Source organism: Sedimentitalea sp., from assembly GCF_039973035.1.
GTDB lineage: Bacteria > Pseudomonadota > Alphaproteobacteria > Rhodobacterales > Rhodobacteraceae > Sedimentitalea.
In genome coordinates this window covers 1-20,105 of sequence record NZ_JBDWLR010000052.1, presented here as the reverse complement: position 1 = coordinate 20,105, position 20,105 = coordinate 1, and the positions used below count along the sequence as shown (strand labels likewise).

Genomic DNA, 20,105 nt, shown 5'->3' with positions numbered 1-20,105 from the left:
CTTGCCGTGCGACTTCGGAAAATAGGGCTTCAAACGCGCCATCTGCGCGTCGCTCAACCAGAAAAGATCAGACATATCACCGCTCAGTTTTCCGGCGGTGAATCATGATGCTCGCCTGAAATCAATGGGTCCAGACCCTAGTGATTCGTCCACGCTTATGCCCCATTGGCATTTGTTGTTGTTTGCGGCACGCGTTGGCTTGCGCGATGGTATGACGGTGCGGTTACGTGCACCTCCGATTTTGCTTAACCGGTCTATGCTGCGCGTACTGGCCTGAAAAAATCTCTCGGATTCGGGGCTGTTTCTTACCTCTCGAGGCATGTCGTGCTCTTCTGCGGCTTGAAACCACGGACGCAGAGGGTTATGTCGCCGCTAATCGCTATCAGAAAAGGGCCCACACATGGCCACCATCAACCCGATTCAGTTCATCCAGCAGGTGCGCGCCGAAGTTGCCAAGGTCGTTTGGCCGACGCGCCGTGAGGTGCTTCTGACCACGGTGATGGTTTTGATCATGGCGGCGCTGACGGCGGCATTCTTTGCAATGGTTGATTTGCTGATCCGTGGTGGATTGACCGCGCTGCTCAGCATGTTTGGCTGATCGACTGAACGCAGTTCCGAACTTTGAGATTCTGCGAAGCTCGTCCGCAAAGTGAACTCAGCACTTACAGCATGATGCAGGCAAGGCGATCTCGTGCGGCGCATGAGACTGGGGTAAAACCTGCGATTGGCACATTCACGCGGATGTGATACAGTCGAATTCGACTATGGCACTGCTGCGCCCCGAAGATTGGGGCGCGCTGCGACTTCGTGCAAGAATAGCTCGTGAACCCCTTGAACAATTGACCAAGGAGCGTTAGGTCACGCCCATCCCTGAACAATGGCGTGCGGCGATTCGTGCTGCGCGCCGCTTTTTGTTCGGCGGGTGGCGGGCCAACCGTCTGAAAGAATTATGGAATCCGAGACACCTCTGGCGGGGTCTCGACAAGACAAGGGCAACGAGCTTCATGGCGAAACGGTGGTATTCGGTCAGTGTTCTTTCGAATTTCGAAAAGAAGATCGCAGAGCAGATCCGCACATCGGTTGCCGAGCAGGGGCTTGAGGACGATATCGACGAAGTTCTCGTTCCGACCGAAGAAGTAATCGAAGTCCGTCGCGGCAAGAAGGTTACAACCGAGCGCCGCTTTATGCCGGGATATGTTCTCGTGCATATGGAAATGTCGGATCAGGGCTATCACCTGATCAACTCGATCAACCGGGTTACCGGGTTCCTCGGGCCGCAGGGGCGGCCAATGCCGATGCGCGACGCCGAGCTGAACGCGATCATGAACCGGGTACAGGAAGGCGAAGAAGCGCCGCGTACCCTGATCCATTTCGAGATCGGCGAGAAGGTCAAGGTCAACGATGGTCCGTTCGAGGATTTCGACGGCATGATCGAGGAAGTGGACGACGACAACCAGCGCCTGAAGGTGTCGGTGTCGATCTTTGGTCGGGAAACCCCGGTCGAACTGGAATTCACGCAGGTCAGCAAGCAGGCCTGAGTGTTCGGCGGGGTGCGCCCCGCCAGCGGCCAGAAAGGTCGTTCGTTTGTGGGAGGCAGAGGCACGCGTGTCCGAGCCGCACCACGCTAGCAAACTGGGGTATGACGCGTCATGCCTCGTAGGGCGGGAATTCCCGCCGATGGAAAAGGAGATGGCCAATGGCCAAGAAACTCGTCGGCTCCATGAAGCTGCAAGTGCCCGCCGGGCAGGCAAACCCGTCGCCGCCAGTTGGCCCCGCACTGGGTCAGCGCGGCATCAACATCATGGAGTTCTGCAAGGCTTTCAACGCCAAGACCGCAGATCTGGAGCCCGGTGCGCCGTGCCCGACCGTGATCACCTACTATCAGGACAAGTCCTTTACGATGGACATCAAGACGCCCCCGGCGTCCTACTTCCTGAAGAAAGCTGCCAAGCTGAAGTCCGGCGCCAAGACTCCTTCGCGTGAAGTTGTCGGCTCGGTGACTGTCAAGCAGGTGCGCGAGATTGCGGAAGCGAAGATGAAAGATCTGAACGCCAACGATATCGAAGCGGCGATGAAGATCATTGTTGGCTCTGCCAGCTCCATGGGCATTGAGGTTAAGTAAGATGGCAAAGCTTGGAAAACGTACCCGCGCCGCTCGCGAAGCTCTTGCTGGCAAGTCCAACCTTTCGGTTGAAGACGCCGTTGCTCTGGTCAAGGGCAATGCCACTGCGAAATTCGACGAGACTGTTGAACTGGCCGTGAACCTGGGTGTTGACCCGCGTCACGCTGACCAGATGGTCCGTGGTGTGATAGGTCTGCCCAACGGCACCGGCAAGACCGTTCGTGTCGCTGTCTTTGCCCGTGGTGCGAAAGCGGACGAAGCCACCGCAGCTGGTGCAGACATCGTTGGCGCCGAGGACCTGATGGAAACCGTGCAGGGCGGCAAGATCGAATTTGACCGCTGCATTGCCACTCCGGACATGATGCCTGTCGTCGGTCGTCTGGGTAAGGTGCTGGGCCCGCGTAACTTGATGCCGAACCCCAAAGTCGGGACCGTCACCATGGACGTGGCCGATGCGGTCAAGGCAGCCAAGGGTGGCGAAGTGCAGTTCAAGGTCGAAAAAGCCGGTGTTGTACACGCTGGTGTTGGCAAGGCGTCGTTTGACGAAGCCAAGTTGGTCGAGAACGTCCGCGCCTTTGTTGGGGCCGTCGCCAAGGCCAAGCCGGCAGGTGCCAAGGGCACATACATGAAGAAGATCGCGCTGAGCTCGACCATGGGCCCGGGCGTGACCATCGACGTGAGCAATGCGACCGGCGAATAAGTTCGCCGCACAAAAATTTGGGGCTTCGGCCTCAGATGGCGGGGCCAGAATATCGGCCCTGTCCTGTCCGAGACGGAGGGTTCAGGCATTTGCCTGAATAATTCCTTCCTGAGATGGGAAACGAGACATTCTGCACCTTCGGGTGATGTTGGCTCGGGACCCTGAAATTGGACCCGAATGCCTCGCGGCCAATATGCGGGGTGAAAATGAGCCGGGGGGTAACCCCCATACTTGGAGTGAAACTGTGGATAGAGCCCAGAAAGAGAAAGTGGTCGAGGAACTCGGCCAGATCTTTGAAAGCTCTGGCGTCGTTGTGGTTAGCCACTACGTCGGACTGACAGTTGCTGAGATGCAGGACCTTCGCGCGCGTGCACGCGATGCGGGTGGGTCTGTGCGTGTTGCCAAGAACAGGCTCGCCAAGATCGCCCTTGAGGGTAAGCCGTGTGAGTCCATCACATCGCTCCTGACGGGCATGACCGTTCTGACCTATTCCGAGGACCCCGTGGCAGCAGCCAAGGTGGCCGAGGACTTCGCCAAGGAAAACAAGAAGTTTGAGATTCTTGGCGGCGCAATGGGTGAGAACGCGTTGGACCGGGCTGGTGTTCAGGCCGTATCGAAAATGCCGTCGCGCGAAGAACTTATCGCGACTATCGCTGGCATGCTCGGTGCACCTGCAAGCAACATCGCCGGGGCCATTGGCGCACCTGCAAGCAACATCGCGTCCATCTTGTCCACCATCGAGGACAAGGCGGCCGCCTGAGCAACGTAAGTCCGGCACGTGGATAAACACGCGTCGTTGGAACACACGAACTGTAAACGGAAAGAGCTGATAAAATGGCTGATCTGAAGAAACTGGCAGAAGAGATCGTTGGTCTGACCCTGCTGGAAGCACAAGAACTGAAAACCATCCTCAAGGATGAATACGGCATCGAGCCCGCTGCTGGCGGCGCTGTCATGATGGCTGGTCCTGCTGACGCCGGTGGCGCAGCCGAGGAAGAAAAAACCGAATTCGACGTCGTTCTGAAGAACGCCGGCGCTTCGAAAATTGGCGTGATCAAAGAAGTTCGCGGCATCACCGGTCTTGGCCTGAAAGAAGCCAAGGACCTGGTCGAAGCCGGCGGCAAGATCAAAGAAGGCGTCTCGAAAGAGGAAGCCGAAGAAGTCAAAGGCAAGCTGGAAGCAGCTGGCGCCGAAGTCGAGCTGGCATAAGCCAGTTGGTGGGGCAACCCGCCGCATGAATTTGGCTGGATCCGGAGAAATCCGGGTCCAGCCGAACCTGTCTTGGAAAGGGCTTTGCAACAAGCCCTTTCCAAGGCGCGGTTCACAGGATCGGGAGGCTGCCATTCGGGACGGTGGCCATGAATTGATCCGAGCGTGCTGTCTCGTATGGGTAAGGTGCCAGGGCCCGGCGGCATCCTTCCCCAGTGAGAAAATTGAAAGGTGACACCTGATATGGCTCAGTCCTTCCTTGGCCAGAAGCGTCTTCGTAAATACTACGGCAAAATCCGTGAAGTTCTGGAAATGCCGAACCTCATTGAGGTCCAGAAATCCAGCTATGACCTGTTCCTGAACTCCGGCGATGCCCCTCAGCCGACTGACGGCGAAGGCATCATGGGTGTGTTCCAGTCGGTCTTTCCGATCAAAGACTTCAACGAAACCAGTGTTTTGGAGTTCGTGAAATACGAACTGGAAAAGCCAAAATACGATGTTGAGGAATGTCAGCAGCGCGACATGACCTACAGCGCACCTCTCAAGGTGACGCTGCGTTTGATCGTGTTTGATGTGGACGAGGATACCGGGGCCAAATCCGTCAAGGACATCAAGGAACAAGACGTGTTCATGGGCGACATGCCCCTGATGACGCCGAACGGCACATTCGTCGTCAACGGCACAGAGCGCGTGATCGTCAGCCAGATGCACCGTAGCCCCGGTGTGTTCTTTGACCACGACAAGGGCAAGACGCATTCCTCGGGCAAATTGCTTTTTGCCTGCCGCATTATCCCGTATCGTGGCAGCTGGCTCGATTTTGAATTCGACGCCAAGGACATCGTGTTCGCCCGTATCGACCGTCGCCGCAAACTGCCGGTGACGACGCTGCTCTATGCCCTGGGGCTGGATCAGGAAAGCATAATGGATGCCTACTATAACACGGTCCCCTACACGCTGAGCAAGAACAAGGGCTGGGTCACGCCTTTCTTCCCCGAGCGTGTGCGCGGCACCCGTCCGACCTATGATCTCGTCGACGCGAAGACCGGTGAAGTGATTGCCGAAGCTGGCAAGAAAGTCACCCCGCGCGCAGTCAAGAAATTGATTGACGAAGGTGCAGTCACCGAGTTGCTGGTGCCGTTCGAGCATATTGTCGGCAAGTTCATCGCCAAGGACATCATCAACGAAGAAACCGGCGCGATCTATGTCGAGGCCGGCGACGAGTTGACGCTGGAATATGACAAAGCCGGCGATTTGATCGGCGGTACGGCCAAGGAACTGATCGACGCCGGTATCACGGACCTCCCGGTTCTGGACATCGACAATATCAATGTCGGTCCCTACATGCGCAACACCATGGCGCAGGACAAGAACATGAACCGCGAAACCGCGCTCATGGATATCTACCGCGTCATGCGCCCGGGCGAGCCGCCCACGGTTGAAGCCGCAAGCGCGCTGTTTGACACGTTGTTCTTTGACAGCGAGCGGTATGACCTGTCTGCCGTTGGTCGCGTCAAGATGAACATGCGTCTTGCACTGGATGCCGAAGACACTCAGCGGACACTGCGCCGCGAAGACATTGTGGCCTGCATCAAGGCGCTTGTGGAACTGCGTGACGGCAAGGGCGATATCGACGATATCGACCACCTTGGTAACCGTCGTGTGCGTTCCGTCGGCGAGCTGATGGAGAACCAGTACCGCGTTGGTCTGCTGCGGATGGAGCGTGCGATCAAAGAGCGGATGTCGTCTGTCGAAATCGACACGGTGATGCCACAGGATCTGATCAACGCCAAACCGGCTGCTGCCGCTGTGCGCGAATTCTTTGGGTCGAGCCAGCTGTCGCAGTTCATGGACCAAACCAACCCGCTTTCGGAAGTGACGCACAAGCGCCGCCTCTCCGCGCTCGGGCCTGGCGGTCTGACCCGCGAACGGGCCGGTTTTGAGGTGCGAGACGTGCACCCGACCCACTATGGCCGGATGTGTCCGATTGAAACGCCGGAAGGGCCGAATATTGGTCTGATCAACTCGCTGGCAACCTTTGCCCGCGTGAACAAATACGGCTTTATCGAAACGCCGTATCGCGTGGTCAAGGATGCGCATGTCACGGACGAAGTGCACTATATGTCCGCGACCGAAGAAATGCGTCACACCGTGGCGCAGGCCAACGCGACATTGGACGAGAACGGCGATTTCATCAACGAACTGGTCAGCACGCGCCAATCCGGCGACTATACGCTGGCGCCACGTGAAAACGTGGACCTGATCGACGTCAGCCCGAAACAGCTGGTCTCGGTTGCGGCATCGCTGATTCCGTTTCTTGAAAATGACGACGCCAACCGCGCCCTGATGGGATCGAACATGCAGCGTCAGGCGGTTCCGCTTCTGCGGGCCGAGGCGCCGCTGGTCGGCACCGGCATTGAAGAGGTTGTGGCACGGGATTCCGGCGCTGCGATCATGGCGAAACGCGCAGGCATCATCGACCAGGTCGATGCCCAGCGGATCGTAATTCGGGCCACCGAAGATCTGGAACTGGGTGACGCGGGTGTAGACATCTACCGCATGCGCAAATTCCAACGGTCGAACCAAAACACCTGCATTAACCAGCGTCCGCTGATCAAGGTGGGTGACACGGTTAAGAAGGGTGAGGTCATTGCCGATGGTCCGTCCACCGATATCGGTGAACTGGCGCTTGGTAAGAACGTGGTCGTCGCGTTTATGCCGTGGAACGGCTATAACTACGAGGACTCGATCCTGATTTCCGAGCGGATCGCGCAGGATGACGTCTTTACCTCGATCCATATCGAGGAATTCGAAGTCGCCGCCCGTGATACAAAGCTGGGGCCAGAAGAGATCACTCGCGACATTCCGAACGTCGGTGAAGAAGCGCTGCGCAACCTCGACGAGGCGGGCATCGTTTACATCGGTGCGGATGTGGAGCCGGGCGATATTCTGGTGGGCAAGATCACCCCGAAAGGTGAATCGCCAATGACGCCGGAAGAGAAGCTTCTGCGCGCCATCTTTGGTGAAAAGGCCAGCGACGTGCGTGATACCTCGCTGCGCGTCAAGCCGGGTGATTTCGGTACAGTTGTTGAAGTGCGTGTCTTTAACCGCCACGGTGTGGAAAAAGACGAGCGTGCCCTGCAGATCGAGCGTGAAGAGGTCGAACGTCTGGCCCGTGACCGCGATGACGAGTTGGGCATTCTGGATCGCAACATCTATGCGCGCCTGAAATCCGTCATCATGGGCAAGACCGTTGCCAAAGGTCCCAAAGGCATCAAGACCGGTGCCGAAGTGACCGAAGACTTGCTGGCAACCATGAGCCGTGGTCAGTGGTGGCAACTTGCCCTGCACGAAGAGGATGACGCCAAGATCGTCGAAGCGCTGCACGAGCAATACGAGGCGCAGAAACGTGCCTTGGATGCGCGCTTTGAAGACAAGGTCGAAAAGGTGCGCCGTGGCGACGATCTGCCCCCGGGCGTGATGAAGATGGTCAAAGTGTTCGTCGCGGTAAAGCGCAAGCTGCAGCCGGGCGACAAGATGGCCGGACGTCACGGCAACAAGGGTGTGATTTCCAAGGTCGTTCCGATGGAGGACATGCCGTTCCTTCAGGATGGTACGCCGGTCGATTTCTGTCTCAACCCGCTGGGTGTTCCGTCGCGTATGAACGTTGGTCAGATTCTCGAAACCCACATGGGTTGGGCCGCGCGGGGTCTGGGCGTCAATATCGACGAGGCGTTGCAGGAATACCGTCGTTCGGGCGATCTGACTCCAGTGCGCGATGCGATGAAACTGGCCTATGGTGACAATGTCTATGACGAGGGCATTTCCGGCATGGACGAAGATCACCTGCTTGAAGCGGCCGGTAACGTCACGCGCGGTGTTCCCATTGCAACGCCGGTGTTTGACGGGGCCAAGGAAGCTGACGTGAACAACGCGTTGAAACGCGCAGGGTTCAGCGAATCCGGTCAGTCGGTTCTGTATGACGGTCGGACCGGCGAGCAATTCGCGCGCCCGGTCACGGTCGGCGTCAAATACCTGCTGAAACTGCACCACCTTGTGGACGACAAGATCCACGCGCGTTCGACCGGGCCTTACAGCCTCGTCACACAGCAACCGTTGGGTGGTAAGGCACAGTTCGGTGGTCAGCGCTTTGGGGAAATGGAAGTCTGGGCGCTCGAAGCCTATGGCGCAGCCTATACCCTGCAGGAAATGCTGACGGTGAAATCGGACGACGTCGCAGGCCGGACCAAGGTCTATGAGAGCATCGTCAAGGGTGAGGACAACTTTGAAGCGGGCGTTCCCGAGAGCTTTAATGTTCTCGTGAAAGAAGTCCGTGGCCTCGGCCTGAACATGGAACTCCTGGATGCGGAGGAAGAGTAGGGGCGGTCTCGCCCCACACTCATCCCATCCCAATTTGTAAGGACGCAAAATGAACCAGGAACTGACAAACAACCCGTTCAACCCGTTGACGCCGCCCAAGGTGTTTGACGAGATCAAGGTGTCGCTGGCCTCGCCGGAACGCATTCTGTCGTGGTCGTATGGCGAGATCAAGAAGCCGGAAACCATCAACTACCGGACGTTCAAACCCGAGCGTGACGGCCTTTTCTGCGCGCGTATTTTTGGGCCGATCAAAGACTACGAATGTCTCTGCGGCAAATACAAGCGGATGAAATATCGCGGCGTTGTCTGCGAGAAATGTGGTGTGGAAGTTACGCTGCAAAAGGTCCGCCGCGAGCGCATGGGCCATATCGAACTGGCCGCACCCGTTGCGCATATCTGGTTCCTGAAATCGCTGCCGTCCCGCATCGGCCTGATGCTGGACATGACGCTGCGGGATCTTGAGCGGGTCCTGTATTTCGAAAACTACGTTGTCATCGAGCCGGGTCTGACCGACCTGCAATACGGCCAGATGATGACCGAAGAAGAATACATGGACGCGCAGGATGCCTATGGCATGGACGCTTTCACCGCCAATATTGGTGCCGAAGCGATCCGCGAAATGCTGGCAGCGATCGATCTTGAGCAAGAGGCCGAAACCCTGCGCGCCGATCTGAAAGAGGCGACAGGTGAACTGAAGCCCAAGAAGATCATCAAGCGTCTGAAAGTGGTCGAGAGCTTCCTTGAATCCGGCAACCGCCCCGAGTGGATGGTTCTGACCGTGATCCCCGTGATCCCACCAGAACTGCGCCCGCTGGTGCCGCTGGATGGTGGCCGTTTCGCGACGTCCGACCTGAACGACCTCTATCGTCGTGTGATCAACCGGAACAACCGCCTGAAGCGTCTGATCGAACTGCGCGCACCTGACATCATCGTGCGTAACGAAAAGCGGATGCTGCAGGAATCGGTTGATGCGTTGTTTGACAACGGCCGCCGTGGCCGCGTGATCACCGGCGCCAACAAGCGCCCGCTGAAATCGCTGTCCGACATGTTGAAAGGCAAGCAGGGTCGTTTCCGTCAGAACCTTTTGGGTAAGCGTGTCGACTTCTCGGGCCGTTCGGTCATCGTGACCGGTCCGGAACTGAAACTGCACCAGTGTGGTTTGCCGAAAAAGATGGCGCTGGAGCTGTTCAAGCCGTTCATCTACTCGCGGCTTGAAGCCAAGGGTCTGTCTTCGACCGTGAAACAGGCGAAGAAACTGGTCGAGAAAGAACGCCCCGAAGTCTGGGATATTCTTGACGAGGTTATTCGCGAACACCCGGTCATGCTGAACCGTGCGCCGACGTTGCACCGTCTGGGCATTCAGGCGTTCGAACCGGTCCTGATCGAAGGCAAGGCGATCCAGCTTCACCCGCTGGTCTGTTCGGCATTCAACGCTGACTTTGATGGCGACCAGATGGCTGTCCACGTTCCGCTTTCGCTGGAAGCGCAGCTTGAAGCGCGCGTTCTGATGATGTCGACGAACAACGTTCTCTCGCCTGCAAACGGCGCACCGATTATTGTTCCGTCACAGGATATGATTCTGGGTCTCTATTATGTCACGCTGGAACGCGAAGGCATGAAGGGCGAGGGCAAGGTCTTTGGGTCCATCGAAGAGGTTCAGCATGCGCTGGACGCTGGCGAAGTGCATCTGCACACCAAGATCACCGCGCGGATCACCCAGATCGACGACGAAGGCAACGAGGTTCTCAAGCGTTTTGAAACCACGCCGGGCCGGGTTCGTCTGGGGGCCTTGTTGCCTTTGAACACCAAAGCGCCGTTCGAACTCGTCAACCGTCTGTTGCGCAAGAAGGAAGTGCAGCAGGTCATCGATACTGTCTACCGCTATTGCGGTCAGAAAGAGTCGGTCATCTTCTGTGACCAGATCATGACCATGGGCTTCCGTGAAGCGTTCAAGGCCGGGATTTCCTTTGGCAAGGACGACATGCTGATCCCGGACACCAAATGGCCGATCGTGGACGAAACCCGCGAGCAGGTTAAGGACTTTGAACAGCAGTACATGGACGGCCTGATTACTCAGGGCGAAAAGTACAACAAGGTCGTCGATGCATGGTCCAAGTGTAACGACCGTGTCACCGAAGCGATGATGGGCTCGATCTCGGCGAGCCGACGCGATGATAACGGTGCCGAAATGGAACCGAACAGCGTTTACATGATGGCGCACTCCGGTGCGCGTGGCTCGGTCACCCAGATGAAGCAGTTGGGCGGGATGCGCGGTCTGATGGCGAAGCCGAATGGCGACATCATCGAAACGCCGATCATCTCGAACTTTAAGGAAGGCCTGACCGTTCTTGAGTACTTCAACTCGACTCACGGTGCTCGTAAAGGTCTGTCCGATACCGCTCTGAAGACTGCGAACTCGGGTTATCTGACTCGTCGTCTGGTGGACGTGGCGCAGGATTGCATCGTTCGTATGCATGATTGCGGCACCGAGACTGCGATTACGGCCGAACCTGCGGTGAACGATGGTGAAGTCGTCGCGACCTTGGCCGAGCGTTTGCTGGGACGTGTTGCTGCCGATGACATCCTCAAGCCGGGTACCGAAGAGGTTCTGGTTGCACGGGGGCAGATCATCGACGAACGGCTTGCGGATTTGATCGACGAAGCGAGTGTGCTATCGGCACGTATTCGTAGTCCGCTGACCTGTGAGGCCGAAGAAGGCGTCTGCGCCATGTGCTATGGCCGTGACCTCGCACGCGGTACCTTGGTGAACCAAGGTGAAGCGGTTGGGATTATCGCGGCACAGTCGATCGGTGAACCCGGTACGCAGCTGACCATGCGGACCTTCCACATCGGTGGTGTTGCACAAGGTGGCCAGCAGTCGTTCCAGGAAACCAGCCAGGACGGTGTCGTCGAGTTCGAGAATCCACAGATCCTCGAGAACTCAACTGGCGAAATGCTGGTCATGGGCCGGAACATGAAGATCGTCATCAAGGACGAACATGGCGAAGAGCGGTCGAGCTTCAAGCTCAGCTATGGCTCCAAGCTGTTCGTCAAGGATGGCGACAAGGTCGACCGTGGCCAAAAGCTGTTCGAATGGGACCCCTATACCCTGCCGATCATCGCGGAAAAGGCTGGTACGGCAAAATTCGTCGATCTGGTCAGCGGTATCGCTGTCCGCGACGAAACCGACGATGCAACAGGCATGACACAGAAGATCGTGATCGACTGGCGTGCTGCACCAAAAGGTAACGAGCTCAAGCCCGAGATCATTCTGGTGGGTGAAGATGGCGAACCGGTCCGCAACGACGCGGGCAACCCGGTGACCTATCCTATGTCGGTGGATGCGGTTCTGTCGATCGAAGAAGGCTCCGAGGTTCAGGCTGGTGACGTCGTCGCGCGTATTCCGCGCGAAGGGTCCAAGACCAAGGACATCACCGGTGGTCTGCCACGTGTGGCGGAACTGTTCGAAGCACGTCGTCCGAAAGATCACGCGATCATCGCCGAAATCGATGGTTACGTGCGCTTTGGCCGCGACTACAAGAACAAGCGCCGCATCAGCATCGAGCCTGCGGATGAAACACTGGAAACGTCGGAATACATGGTGCCCAAGGGCAAGCACATTCCGGTGCAGGAAGGCGACTTTATCCAGAAGGGCGATTACCTCATGGACGGCAACCCGGCGCCGCATGACATCCTCTCCATTATGGGTGTCGAAGCGTTGGCTGACTACATGATTGACGAGGTGCAGGACGTGTATCGCCTGCAGGGTGTGAAGATTAACGACAAGCACATCGAAGTCATCGTCCGTCAGATGCTGCAAAAGTGGGAGATCCAGGATTCCGGCGACACCACACTGCTCAAGGGCGAGCATGTGGACAAGCAGGAATTCGATCAGGCCAACGAAAAGTCGCTGTCCAAGAACGGCCGTCCTGCACAGGGCGAACCGATCCTGCTGGGTATCACCAAGGCATCGCTGCAAACCCGCAGCTTTATCTCGGCGGCATCGTTCCAGGAGACCACCCGGGTTCTGACCGAAGCATCGGTACAGGGCAAGAAAGACAAGCTGGTGGGTCTCAAGGAAAACGTCATTGTCGGTCGGTTAATCCCGGCGGGTACTGGAGGGGCCACTCAGAAGGTGCGTCGTGTTGCAACCGAGCGTGACAACGTCGTGATTGAAGCCCGGCGCGAAGAGGCCGAAGCGGCCGCAGCCCTGGCTGCACCGACGGAAGAGGACATCATCAACGCAGATGCGTTCGACTCGCTGGTCGAGACGCCAGAAAGCCGCGATTGATCGCCTGACCAGATCACTGGCTAAGCAAATTGCCCCTCGCACCGTTTGGTGCGGGGGGTTCTTTTTATTCCGGTCATTCAGATCGCGGGCGGACAGAGGTTGATACCCTCACCAATTTGGGATTGATCAATCAGACAAGAGCGTTCTGAAAATCCTGCCGGATGGAGCAATCAATGTCGCCAAACCTGCGCGGTGCCCTGCTGATGATGGTGAGCATGGCCGCGTTCACCCTAAACGATGCCTGTATCAAGGCCACGGACAATGCACTTCCCTTGTTCCAGTTGCTGACGCTAAGGGGCATTGTCACGACCCTCTTGACCTATTTTTTGGCCCGTCGGTTAGGGGCTTTGCGATTTAACCTTTCCCATCGCGACTGGATGCTGGTGGCGTTGAGGTCAGCGGCCGAAATCGCGGCTGCCTATTTCTTTCTGACGGCACTGTTGAATATGCCACTGGCAAACGTCACTGCCGTTTTGCAGGTCCTTCCTCTGACGCTGACGCTGGGCGCGGCTCTGTTTTTCAGAGACCCGGTTGGATGGCGACGGATGAGCGCAATCCTTGTGGGGTTTGCTGGTATGTTGTTGATCGTGCGACCCGGTCCGGACGGGTTTGACATCGATTCACTGTTTGCCCTAGCTGCGGTGCTGTGCGTGACGGTGCGTGATCTTGCAACGCGGCGCATGTCGGTTTCGGTGCCGTCAATGACCGTCACGCTTGTGGCGTCTCTGGCCGTGCTCGCCTTCTTTGGTATCGGCTCGATTGGCACGGATTGGCAGCCGCTGGATATGCGTCTGAGCCTGTTGGTGGCCGGGGCGTCGTTCTTTATTCTTGGCGGCTATCTGTTCAGCGTGATGGTGATGCGGGTCGGCGATATCTCGTTTGTGGCGCCATTCCGGTATACTGGGTTGCTGTGGGCATTGGCTCTGGGTTGGTTGGTCTTTGGGGATTGGCCGAGTGACCTGACAATGCTGGGCGCGATCATCGTGGTGTCCACAGGTGTGTTCACGCTCTATCGCGAGCGGACCGTGAAAGCGACCAGTTCAGACCGGCGCTGAAAACACTCGCCGCACATGATCGCAATCGATGCCGTAGGTCATCTGGAACAGCAATTCTTCGTTCGCTGACAGCGGGGTCAGATCGGCAGGCTTGGCGGTCTTTTTCAGTCGGGAATCGTTAAATCCATTGAACCCGCGCAGCATCATATCCTCGCCTGTCAGGGTGATGGTCGGCATTGCCTTGTAGAGTTTGCCATGGCTGAAGTTCATCACCGAAGCCCGAACATCCGGACGCAGCATTAACGCGAGGGCAGGGGTCCAGTAGGGCATTTGGATGGGCATCGCCGCGATCCCGTCAGCGCCGGGACGGGCGATGTAGCCCTGATTAAAGTCAATCGCGACATGCCGGTAAGTGCGCAGCAGCGGGGCGACATCCCGTGCTGCGTCTCTAAGTTTTTCAACGTAGGTAAAGGCCACCGCGTCATCATCATCCAGCCGAAATTGCAGGCAGGGCTCATGGCTGGGCAGTCGGTGGGTGTTTATCGCCTTTTGCATCATCCGTCGATGTTCGCCCGGTGCGTAGACCAAAACCTTGGCCTGTGGGATGTCGGCGACCAGCGCGTCCAGTCGCTGGCGATGAATATCGGGCAGGCTGTCACCGATCACGATCAGGAACGTGAACTCTGGATCCGACTGGGCGCGGATACCGGGCAGGGTTATCGTCTCGAAAAAGCGAAAGCGTTCTTCCAGGCGCTTGGGTGCATAGAGATAGGCGATGCGTTCGTCCAACGTATCATGCTCGACCTGAAACCCACCAATCGCAGGGTAGGAGAACCGACAAAGGCCGATGACTTGCATGACTTTTCTCCTATCGGCGCGATGCGCTCGCGGTTTAATGGACCAGCATGACTTTTGCAGTGAGAGTGGATGGATGCAAGAACCCAGGGATGATGTTTGGACTCGCCAGATCACACACAGTCGACGTAGGTTACCTATGACGCAATCAACCAAAGGTGAGTGACCATGAGCGCTCTTGCACGTTTATCGGCGATGGTGATGTTGTGCGGGGTCGCTGTTCCCGCATTGGCAGAAGTGGACGAGGCGACCATACGCGCCCTTTCGGCACCTGACAGCATCGAAACGAACCTCGGCACGCTCGAATTCAACAAGGGCGCACCGACAAAATCCACGACTGACACGGTTCGCGACGCGGTGGATTTCGCCCGTGCACTGGAGGTCTATAACAACAGTTTCCGTGGGGCATCTGCGCTTGCGATCAAGAAAGGTCTCCAAGATGTCGGTGCTGAAAGCGGCGATATCGTCATCTTTTCCGAGTTGATGGATTCAAGTTCGCTCTTTCTGACCGCCAACGCCGATACCGTCTATTATCTGGGCTGGATTGACCTGTCCAAAGGGCCGGTGGTCATTGATCAGCCCTCGGACGGGTTGGGCGCGCTGAATGACATGTGGTTCCAGTGGGTCATCGATATCGGCAAACCGGGGCCGGATCGTGGCCTTGGCGGCAAGTATCTGGTTGTCGGGCCGGACTATGACGGGCCGCTGCCAGAGGGTGGGTATTTTGTGGCACATGCCAAAACCAACAATGTCCTCTACGCACTGCGTGCCTTTATCAAGAACGGCAACGATCCGATTCCAGCGGTCGCAAACATCAAGAACAACCTGAAAATCTATCCCTACGGCGAGGGCAGCTTTGGTACCTCGATCGCAGAGGCTCTGGAGGGCAAGGTGCGCCTCGGAGCGGAACCCAAGATACCCGAGATGAATTTTATCGAAGGCAGTGGCGTTTCCTTTAACACGATCCCGCCCAGTGACTATGGATTCTACGAACTCCTGAACGAGAATGTGCAGGCCGAGCCGGCAACAAGTTATGATGTCGAACTTGCAGGGCAATATGCGGCCCTCGGCATCGTTCATGGCAAGCAATTCGCGCCTGATGATCGGATGAAGAAGATTCTGACGAATGCGGCCGCAGCCGGGCAGGCTTATGGCCGCGCGTTACAGTGGGAATTCCCAGAGCTTCATCCCGCGTGGGCCTATTACGAAGGGTCTGCATGGGGCAATATGTTGTTCGAGGGCGGCGCGCTGTTTGAAACGCCCCCTCCGTTGTTTGAAGACGGTATGTTCAAGCCGTTCCCCGCGACCGGGGCCCGAACGCTCGATAGTCGTGCCGCGTTCTACTATGCCTATACGCTGGATAGCCCGGCGATGGTCATGCGAATCCCCGAGGTGGGATCACAGTACCTGATGGGATTTCTTGATTCCGAGATGCAACAATTCGACGGGGCGAAAACCTACAAGGTGACCTTGCCAAAGGATATCCCGGCGGCAGCCTTCTGGTCCTTTACGGTCTACGACAATCAGACCCGTTCGATGTTGCAGACGCCTCAGAAGTACCCGCGCGCCGGATCGCAAAGTTATCCGACGCTGGCCGCGACCGAGGCCGAGGATGGCTCTACAACGATCTGGTTTGCCCCGACAAAGCCAGCAGAAGTGAAAGATGGCAACTGGATTCAGACCGATCCTGACAAGGGCTGGTTCACAATCCTGCGTTTCTATAGCCCGCTGCCCGCGTTCTTTGACAAGTCCTGGCAGCCAACTGAAATCAAGGCGGTGAACTAGCCGGCGCCCTTAAAAATCCCGATGTCCGGACCTGTATCCGGACATCGGTGACGGGCTGTTGACACGGTCTGCGACTCCTCGTATACGCCGGTCTCATCTCGGCTTTGGGGGTCGCCCCGCCTGTCGAAATCTATACTGAAGTGGTCACGATCCGGGCACCTGTCGCTCCGATCCTCTGGATACCCACCGCGACGTTCACCTCGGAATGGGAACGTTTGCGGTTTTTGCGCTTGCGGACGCGTCAGGTGCTGAAATTTGAACCGCACGCACATGCGTGCACGACACATGTGTTGCGAAACGGGGAAAGAACCGGAATGCCAACGATCCAACAGCTGATCCGCAAGCCGCGGCAGCCTAAAATTAAACGCTCAAAGTCCATGCACCTGCAGGAATGTCCTCAGAAGCGTGGCGTTTGTACGCGCGTTTATACAACAACGCCAAAGAAACCGAACTCGGCCATGCGGAAGGTTGCCAAAGTGCGCCTGACCAATGGATTTGAGGTCATTTCCTATATACCGGGTGAAAGCCACAACCTTCAGGAACACTCTGTTGTCCTGATCCGCGGCGGTCGTGTCAAAGACCTTCCCGGTGTGCGTTATCACATCCTGCGCGGTGTTCTGGATACTCAGGGCGTCAAAGACCGTAAGCAACGTCGTTCGAAATACGGCGCCAAACGTCCCAAATAAGGAGAGAGTGACATGTCACGTCGTCACGCCGCTGAGAAGCGCCAAGTCCTGCCCGACGCCAAGTTTGGCGATACGGTTCTGACCAAGTTCATGAACAACCTGATGATCGACGGCAAAAAGTCGGTCGCAGAACGCATCGTTTACAACGCGATGGACCGGGTTGAGACCAAGATCAAACGCTCGCCGATCGAAGTATTCCACGAAGCGCTTGAAAACATCCAGCCCAGCGTCGAGGTTCGCTCGCGCCGTGTGGGTGGTGCAACCTATCAGGTTCCGGTCGAAGTTCGCCCCGAGCGCCGCGAAGCGCTGGCGATCCGCTGGCTGATCAAGGCAAGCCGCGCCCGCAACGAAAACACGATGGAAGAGCGTCTCGCCGGCGAACTTCTGGACGCTGTTCAATCCCGCGGTTCCGCGGTGAAAAAGCGCGAAGACACCCACAAGATGGCCGAGGCAAACAAAGCCTTCAGCCATTACCGCTGGTAAACCCTCAGAGGCACTGATCCATGGCACGCGACTATCCGCTCTCCCGCTACCGCAATTTCGGCATCATGGCCCATATCGATGCAGGCAAGACCACCTGCAGCGAACGGATCCTGTTCTACACTGGCAAATCCCACAACATTGGTGAGGTGCACGATGGTGCGGCCACTATGGACTGGATGGAGCAGGAGCAGGAACGCGGCATCACCATCACGTCGGCTGCGACCACAACTTTCTGGCAGCGCCAGGAAGAGCCCAACGCCGAAGGCACATCCGACACCAAGTACCGGATGAACATTATCGACACTCCCGGCCACGTTGACTTCACCATTGAAGTTGAGCGTTCGCTGGCGGTTCTTGATGGTGCCGTTTGTGTTCTGGACGCCAACGCAGGCGTTGAACCGCAGACCGAAACCGTTTGGCGTCAGGCCGACCGGTACAAGGTTCCGCGCATGGTGTTCGTCAACAAGATGGACAAGATCGGTGCCGACTTCTTCAACTGTGTTCGCATGATCGAAGACCGGACCGGCGCACGCGCTGTGCCTGTCGGTATCCCGATCGGTGCCGAAACAGAGCTGGAAGGTCTGATTGATCTCGTGACCATGGAAGAGTGGTTGTGGCAGGGTGAAGACCTTGGTGCGTCCTGGATCAAAGGTCCTATCCGTGACAGCCTGAAAGACATGGCTGACGAGTGGCGTGGAAAGATGATCGAAGCGGCCGTCGAAGAAGACGACGACGCGATGATGGAATACCTCGAAGGTAACGAGCCTGACGCCGACACCCTGCGCCAACTGCTGCGCAAGGGTACTCTGGCGCTGCACTTTGTGCCGGTCCTAGGTGGGTCTGCGTTCAAGAACAAGGGCGTTCAGCCTCTGCTCAACGCTGTGATCGACTATCTACCCAGCCCTATGGACGTGGTCGACTACATGGGCTTTAAGCCGGGCGACGAAACTGAAACCCGTGATATTCCGCGCCGCGCGGATGATGACATGGCGTTCTCGGGTCTGGCATTCAAGATCATGAATGACCCGTTCGTTGGCTCGCTGACGTTCACACGCATTTATTCGGGCAAGCTGAATAAGGGCGACACGCTTTTGAACTCTACCAAGGGTAAAAAAGAGCGCGTTGGCCGGATGATGATGATGCACTCCAACAACCGCGAGGAAATCACCGAAGCGTTTGCGGGTGACATCATCGCGCTGGCTGGGCTGAAAGACACCACAACCGGTGACACGCTCTGTGCGGTCAACGATCCGGTGGTTCTGGAAACCATGACGTTCCCCGATCCGGTCATCGAGATCGCGGTCGAGCCTAAAACCAAGGCCGACCAAGAGAAGATGTCTCAGGGTCTGGCGCGTCTGGCTGCCGAGGATCCGTCTTTCCGCGTCGAGACCGACATGGAATCGGGTCAGACCATCATGAAGGGCATGGGCGAACTTCACCTCGATATCCTCGTGGATCGTCTGAAGCGCGAATTTAAGGTCGAGGCGAACATTGGTGCGCCGCAGGTGGCCTATCGCGAAACCATCGGTCACGAAGTCGAACATACCTATACCCACAAGAAGCAGTCGGGTGGGTCGGGCCAGTTTGCCGAGGTGAAGTTGATCATCTCGCCGACAGAGCCGGGCGAAGGGTATTCGTTCGAATCCAAGATCGTTGGTGGTGCCGTTCCCAAGGAATACATCCCGGGTGTTGAAAAGGGCATCAAATCTGTCATGGACAGCGGTCCTCTGGCTGGCTTTCCTGTGATCGACTTTAAGGTTGCTCTGATCGACGGCAAATTCCACGACGTGGACTCCTCTGTACTGGCGTTTGAAATCGCTGCACGGATGGGGATGCGTGAAGGGATGCGCAAGGCCGGTGCCAAGATGCTGGAACCAATCATGAAAGTCGAAGTAATCTCCCCTGAAGAATACACAGGTGGGATCATCGGGGACTTGACCAGCCGTCGTGGCCAGGTGACCGGACAAGAAAGCCGTGGCAACGCCATCGCCATCGACGCGATGGTGCCGCTGGCGAACATGTTCGGCTACATCAACACTCTGCGGTCGATGTCTTCGGGCCGGGCGAACTTCTCGATGCAGTTCGATCACTACGATCCGGTTCCGCAGAACATCAGCGACGAGATTCAGGCCAAATTCGCATAACCGGGTGGCGGGGATTTCCCCGCCCTACCCACTAACTGTAGGGCGAGCTTGCTCGTCATCCGAAAGACAAAAGGAGACCTGTCATGGGTAAGGAAAAGTTTGAGCGTAACAAGCCGCACGTGAACATTGGTACAATCGGCCATGTTGACCACGGCAAGACGACGCTGACGGCCGCGATCACGAAGTATTTCGGTGATTTCAAGGCATATGACCAGATCGACGGCGCGCCCGAAGAGAAAGCGCGTGGGATCACGATCTCGACCGCGCACGTGGAATACGAGACTGAAAACCGCCACTATGCACACGTCGACTGCCCCGGCCACGCTGACTATGTGAAGAACATGATCACCGGTGCGGCGCAGATGGACGGCGCGATCCTGGTTGTGAACGCTGCTGACGGCCCGATGCCGCAGACCCGCGAGCACATCCTGCTGGGTCGCCAGGTCGGCATCCCGACG

The 20,105-nt window shown here is 57.3% G+C and carries 15 protein-coding genes; 14 read left to right on the top strand and 1 reads right to left on the bottom strand.

The genetic code is table 11. The annotated features are described in order from the left end of the window. Positions 1-400 precede the first annotated feature (400 nt). The 9 genes from secE to ABJO75_RS12800 all read left to right on the top strand — a co-directional run bounded on the left by secE (position 401) and on the right by ABJO75_RS12800 (position 13,754). Complete coding sequence (secE, locus tag ABJO75_RS12840; RefSeq protein ID WP_348126789.1) at positions 401-598, top strand: preprotein translocase subunit SecE; 198 nt, start codon at positions 401-403, stop codon at positions 596-598. Between the two features lie 406 nt (positions 599-1,004). Then, positions 1,005-1,538, top strand: coding sequence for a transcription termination/antitermination protein NusG (gene nusG, locus ABJO75_RS12835; protein WP_316777637.1), 534 nt, complete (start codon positions 1,005-1,007; stop codon positions 1,536-1,538). A gap of 158 nt (positions 1,539-1,696) precedes the next feature. Continuing rightward, positions 1,697-2,122 carry a 50S ribosomal protein L11 gene (gene rplK, locus ABJO75_RS12830; RefSeq protein ID WP_348126786.1) on the top strand — a complete coding sequence of 142 codons (426 nt, stop codon included), beginning with the start codon at positions 1,697-1,699 and terminating at the stop codon, positions 2,120-2,122. A 1-nt stretch (position 2,123) separates the two neighbouring features. Then, positions 2,124-2,822 carry a 50S ribosomal protein L1 gene (gene rplA, locus ABJO75_RS12825; RefSeq protein WP_348126783.1) on the top strand — a complete coding sequence of 233 codons (699 nt, stop codon included), beginning with the start codon at positions 2,124-2,126 and terminating at the stop codon, positions 2,820-2,822. Positions 2,823-3,066: 244 nt separating this feature from the next. After that, the gene (rplJ, locus tag ABJO75_RS12820; protein WP_348126781.1) at positions 3,067-3,582 is read left to right on the top strand and encodes a 50S ribosomal protein L10; all 516 of its coding nucleotides are present in this window, start codon (positions 3,067-3,069) and stop codon (positions 3,580-3,582) included. A 74-nt stretch (positions 3,583-3,656) separates the two neighbouring features. Further along, complete coding sequence (gene rplL / locus ABJO75_RS12815; protein WP_348126778.1) at positions 3,657-4,031, top strand: 50S ribosomal protein L7/L12; 375 nt, start codon at positions 3,657-3,659, stop codon at positions 4,029-4,031. Between the two features lie 243 nt (positions 4,032-4,274). Further along, positions 4,275-8,408 (top strand): DNA-directed RNA polymerase subunit beta, encoded by a 4,134-nt coding sequence (gene rpoB / locus ABJO75_RS12810; protein WP_348126776.1) that lies wholly within the window; start codon positions 4,275-4,277, stop codon positions 8,406-8,408. Between the two features lie 49 nt (positions 8,409-8,457). Next, positions 8,458-12,699, top strand: a complete 4,242-nt coding sequence (rpoC, locus tag ABJO75_RS12805; protein WP_348126774.1) for a DNA-directed RNA polymerase subunit beta' — start codon at positions 8,458-8,460, stop codon at positions 12,697-12,699. A gap of 173 nt (positions 12,700-12,872) precedes the next feature. Beyond that, positions 12,873-13,754 (top strand): DMT family transporter, encoded by an 882-nt coding sequence (locus ABJO75_RS12800; RefSeq protein ID WP_348126772.1) that lies wholly within the window; start codon positions 12,873-12,875, stop codon positions 13,752-13,754. Here ABJO75_RS12800 and ABJO75_RS12795 read toward each other — a convergent pair. Continuing rightward, entirely contained in the window at positions 13,740-14,552 is an 813-nt protein-coding gene (locus ABJO75_RS12795) for a putative rhamnosyl transferase (protein ID WP_348126770.1), read from the bottom strand. The two genes, ABJO75_RS12800 and ABJO75_RS12795, sit on opposite strands and share 15 nt — an antisense overlap. A 165-nt stretch (positions 14,553-14,717) precedes the next feature. Between ABJO75_RS12795 and ABJO75_RS12790 the strand changes: the two genes are divergently transcribed. The 5 genes from ABJO75_RS12790 to ABJO75_RS12770 all read left to right on the top strand — a co-directional run. After that, the gene (locus ABJO75_RS12790) at positions 14,718-16,334 is read left to right on the top strand and encodes a DUF1254 domain-containing protein (protein WP_348126768.1); all 1,617 of its coding nucleotides are present in this window, start codon (positions 14,718-14,720) and stop codon (positions 16,332-16,334) included. Between the two features lie 314 nt (positions 16,335-16,648). Beyond that, positions 16,649-17,020 carry a 30S ribosomal protein S12 gene (gene rpsL, locus ABJO75_RS12785; protein WP_011570072.1) on the top strand — a complete coding sequence of 124 codons (372 nt, stop codon included), beginning with the start codon at positions 16,649-16,651 and terminating at the stop codon, positions 17,018-17,020. Positions 17,021-17,032: 12 nt separating this feature from the next. Continuing rightward, positions 17,033-17,503, top strand: coding sequence for a 30S ribosomal protein S7 (gene rpsG / locus ABJO75_RS12780; RefSeq protein ID WP_348126766.1), 471 nt, complete (start codon positions 17,033-17,035; stop codon positions 17,501-17,503). 20 nt (positions 17,504-17,523) lie between these two features. After that, the gene (fusA, locus tag ABJO75_RS12775) at positions 17,524-19,647 is read left to right on the top strand and encodes an elongation factor G (RefSeq protein WP_348126764.1); all 2,124 of its coding nucleotides are present in this window, start codon (positions 17,524-17,526) and stop codon (positions 19,645-19,647) included. An 83-nt stretch (positions 19,648-19,730) separates the two neighbouring features. Then, positions 19,731-20,105 (top strand): GTP-binding protein (locus ABJO75_RS12770; RefSeq protein ID WP_348414028.1); only part of this gene is annotated, 375 nt, incomplete at its 3' end.